The organism is Pseudomonas sp. K5002 (assembly GCF_013386655.1).
In the GTDB taxonomy this organism is placed as follows: domain Bacteria; phylum Pseudomonadota; class Gammaproteobacteria; order Pseudomonadales; family Pseudomonadaceae; genus Aquipseudomonas.
Window position 1 is genome coordinate 1 of sequence record NZ_JACARK010000090.1, and the last position, 3,580, is coordinate 3,580.

Consider the following 3,580-nt stretch of genomic DNA (forward strand, 5'->3'; position numbering starts at 1 on the left):
CATCACCGCGGTGGTGGGCATGCCGATTCGCCTGGGGGGCGCCAGTGAGGTGTTGATCGGTGCGCTGGTGCTGGGGCCGGATGGCTCGGTGGCGGTCTATACCAAGCAGCATCTGCATCCCGGTGAAGACGTGGCGTTTGCTGCGGGGCAGGGCGGGGCGGCCCTTGAATGGGGGGACGACCGGATCGCCCTGGCGGTATGCGCGGATTTTTCCCACGCCAGCCACCCTCGACAGGCTGCCGAGGACGGGGCGAACATCTACGCTGCGGGTGTGCTGATCAGCGAAGGCGGCTACGCGCCGGACACCGCCTTGCTACAGGGCTATGCCGCCGAGCACCGGATGCTGGTGCTGATGGCCAACCACGGCGGTCCATCCGGTGGCTGGGCCTGCGCCGGGCGCAGCGCAATCTGGGGCGCCGACGGTGGTTTGATCGCGGCTAGCCCGGGTGTAGGCGATACGCTGGTGATTGCACGACGCGACACCGGCGGCCAGTGGCAGGGAGAACAGGTGGCAATCTAGGGAGTTCAGGCACATGGCGTTTCAACTGCAGGCCGCGACCAGCCAACACCTGGCCTTCGCCCGGACCCTGACCCACCAGGCCATGGGTAATTATTATCGCCAATACGACTTGTCGTGGTCCGATGCCGGTTTCGATACCGCCTGGGCCGGACGAGAAAACTGGCTGATCTGTCGCGATAACGAGGTGCTGGGTTTCATCAGCATCAGTCGTGACCCCAAGGCACTGTATATCCGCGAATTGCACATCCTTGAGGCGTTTCGTCATCAAGGGGCTGGCGGCTGGGTTATCGAGCAGATGGTGTACAAGGCGCGCGCGCAAGGGCTGGGTCTTTTACGGTTGACCGTTTTCAAGACCAACCCGGCGCGACGGCTGTATCAACGCAAGGGCCTGGAAATCGTAGATGCGGAGGATTGCTTCTGGCGCATGGAGCGCAATTGCCGGCCGTGATCAGGTGTGAGTACTGCCAATTTTGGGAAAACAGGCACTTGGTTTTAATAAGCGCATACTGACTTCAAGAAATGACTTCCTGATCTTGCCTTACGGTTTCGTCCTCAACCGGGATGATCCCGTCCTTCATGCCTAACAGGACCGCGACCTTGTGGGCTTCTCCCCGCCGTCCCTTTTTGCGCCCAGCGAGCACTTGATAAGTGGTTGCCGGGTCCACGCCATGTTCCCGGGCGAACGCTTGAACAGACTTACCTTGATGTTCCAGCCAAGCCTTGGCTTGTGCAGCAGTGCGAATACCGGGCATAGTTCAAAACCGTTCAAGTTTGTGTAAAACGAGATGAGTGTGTCACCTCTTGGGGTGTGCCAAATAGGATCATACATCCAAATGAGTGGAATCGGTTTCCGGTTAAGGCAAGAAAGAGAGCGACTTGGCCTGTCGCAGAAAACTTTTGGTGAAATAGGAGGTGTAGAAGCTAACGCACAGGGGAAATACGAAAATGGCGGCCGTGCGCCCAAGGCCGATTACTTGTCCCGGGTGGCAGAAAAAGGTGTCGATATCCTGTACGTGTTGACCGGCACGCCGACGCCGACCCAACTGGAAAATCTGAGCCAAATCGAAGAAAAAGTGCTGGGCAACTACCGTGCGATGTTCAAGGAAGACCAGGATGCAATCCATCGCCTGACTTCTACCCTGGCCGAGCATTCACTCTCCACCAATGGAAAAAACCGGTCATCGGCCCCGGATTCCTGACCTTTTACCCAGGAAATTGAGCCGCCCGCCACTCGGCGGCGGCCCGTTGTGCATTGAAACTCTATATATATGACGCTTGCAGCTAGGTCTGCGCCGTGGTTTTTTGCTAAGGTGTTCAGCAACCTATAAGACCATATCGCGAGGTGTCTGCTTGATTAGGGTGCTAGTAGTCGATGACCATGATCTCGTTCGTACAGGCATTACACGAATGCTGGCTGACATCGATGGCCTGCAAGTAGTCGGCCAGGCCGAGTCAGGGGAGGAATCCCTGATCAAGGCCCGGGAGTTGAAGCCCGATGTGGTTTTGATGGACGTCAAGATGCCTGGGATCGGCGGTCTTGGCGCCACTACAAAGTTGTTGCGCAGCCATCCGGATATCAAAGTCGTGGTAGTGACCGTGTGTGAGGAAGATCCTTTTCCTACACGGCTGCTACAAGCGGGCGCGGCTGGCTATCTGACAAAAGGCGCGGGATTGGCGGAAATGGTCCAGGCCATTCGCCTGGTATTTGCCGGCCAACGCTACATCAGCCCGCAGATTGCCCAGCAGCTGGCGATCAAGTCGTTCCAGCCCACCAGCGACTCGCCGTTCGATGCGCTGTCGGAGCGCGAAATCCAGATCGCCCTGATGATTGTCGGCTGTCAGAAAGTCCAGTCGATCTCCGACAAGCTGTGCCTGTCGCCGAAAACCGTAAACACCTACCGTTATCGGATTTTCGAAAAGCTTTCCATCAGCAGTGATGTTGAATTGACCCTGCTGGCGGTACGCCACGGCATGGTAGACGCCAGCGCCTGAAATGACAGCTCCTGAAATAAAGGTCCAATTCGATCCGAGTGCGTTCCTTGCAACCTGCAGTGGCCGTCCCGGCGTGTATCGCATGTTCGACAGCGAAGCGCGCCTGCTCTACGTTGGTAAAGCCAAGAACCTGAAGAGCCGCCTGGCGAGTTACTTCCGCAAGACCGGCCTGGCAACGAAGACGGCGGCACTGGTGGCGCGTATCGCCCAGGTGGAAACCACCATCACCGCCAATGAAACCGAGGCGCTGCTGCTTGAGCAGACGCTGATCAAGGAATGGCGGCCGCCCTACAACATCCTGCTGCGTGACGATAAGTCCTACCCGTACGTGTTTCTCTCGGACGGCGACTTTCCGCGTCTGAGCATCCATCGCGGCGCCAAGAAGCAGAAGGGCAAGTACTTCGGGCCTTACCCCAGCGCCGGCGCCATCCGCGAAAGCCTGAGCCTGCTGCAAAAGGCGTTTTTCGTGCGCCAGTGCGAAGACAGTTTCTACAAGAACCGCAACCGCCCATGCCTGCAGTACCAGATCAAACGCTGCAAGGCGCCATGCGTAGGCCTGGTTGAGCCGGCGGAATACGCCGAGGACGTGCGGCACTCGGTAATGTTCCTAGAAGGCCGCAGCAATGCCCTGGCCGATGAACTGTCCGGCGCCATGGAGCAAGCGGCCAGCACCCTGGATTTCGAGCGCGCCGCCGAACTGCGCGACCAGATCTCCCTGCTGCGCCGCGTGCAGGACCAGCAGAGCATGGAAGGCGGCACCGGTGACGTCGACGTCATCGCCGCCTTCGTCAACCCGGGCGGTGCTTGTGTGCACCTGATCAGCGTGCGCGGCGGCCGGGTGCTGGGCAGCAAGAACTTCTTCCCCCAGACCGGTATAGAAGAGGAGGTCGCCGAAGTCATGGCGGCGTTCCTTGGCCAGTACTACGTCAGCAGCCCCGAGCGCGACCTGCCGAGCGAGCTGATCGTCAACGTGGTGCATGAGGACTTCCCGGCGCTGATCGAAGCGATTCACGAATTGCGCGGCCGCGAGCTGGACATCAGCCACCGCGTACGCGGCACCCGGGCCCG

The 3,580-nt window shown here is 59.3% G+C and carries 6 protein-coding genes; 5 read left to right on the forward strand and 1 reads right to left on the reverse strand.

The annotated features are described in order from the left end of the window. Together HX846_RS05655 and HX846_RS05660 are read left to right on the forward strand one after the other, a co-directional pair. Nucleotides 1-520 (forward strand): carbon-nitrogen hydrolase family protein (locus tag HX846_RS05655; protein WP_178965099.1); only part of this gene is annotated, 520 nt, incomplete at its 5' end. A gap of 13 nt (nucleotides 521-533) precedes the next feature. Beyond that, on the forward strand, nucleotides 534-968 hold the full coding sequence (locus HX846_RS05660; protein ID WP_178965100.1) for a GNAT family N-acetyltransferase: 435 nt from the start codon (nucleotides 534-536) through the stop codon (nucleotides 966-968). A 64-nt stretch (nucleotides 969-1,032) separates the two neighbouring features. Here the strand turns inward: HX846_RS05660 and HX846_RS05665 are convergent, their stop codons facing one another. After that, nucleotides 1,033-1,272 (reverse strand): DNA-binding protein, encoded by a 240-nt coding sequence (locus tag HX846_RS05665; protein ID WP_003208935.1) that lies wholly within the window; start codon nucleotides 1,270-1,272, stop codon nucleotides 1,033-1,035. Between the two features lie 81 nt (nucleotides 1,273-1,353). On the opposite strand from HX846_RS05665, the gene HX846_RS05670 reads away from it, so the two are divergent. The 3 genes from HX846_RS05670 to uvrC form a co-directional block, all read left to right on the forward strand. Then, on the forward strand, nucleotides 1,354-1,719 hold the full coding sequence (locus HX846_RS05670; protein WP_023658724.1) for a helix-turn-helix domain-containing protein: 366 nt from the start codon (nucleotides 1,354-1,356) through the stop codon (nucleotides 1,717-1,719). 151 nt (nucleotides 1,720-1,870) lie between these two features. Then, a complete protein-coding gene (gene uvrY, locus HX846_RS05675; protein ID WP_008436066.1) occupies nucleotides 1,871-2,512 on the forward strand; it encodes a UvrY/SirA/GacA family response regulator transcription factor in 642 nt (213 codons plus the stop codon). Between the two features lies 1 nt (nucleotide 2,513). Beyond that, nucleotides 2,514-3,580 (forward strand): excinuclease ABC subunit UvrC (gene uvrC / locus HX846_RS05680; RefSeq protein WP_218645394.1); only part of this gene is annotated, 1,067 nt, incomplete at its 3' end.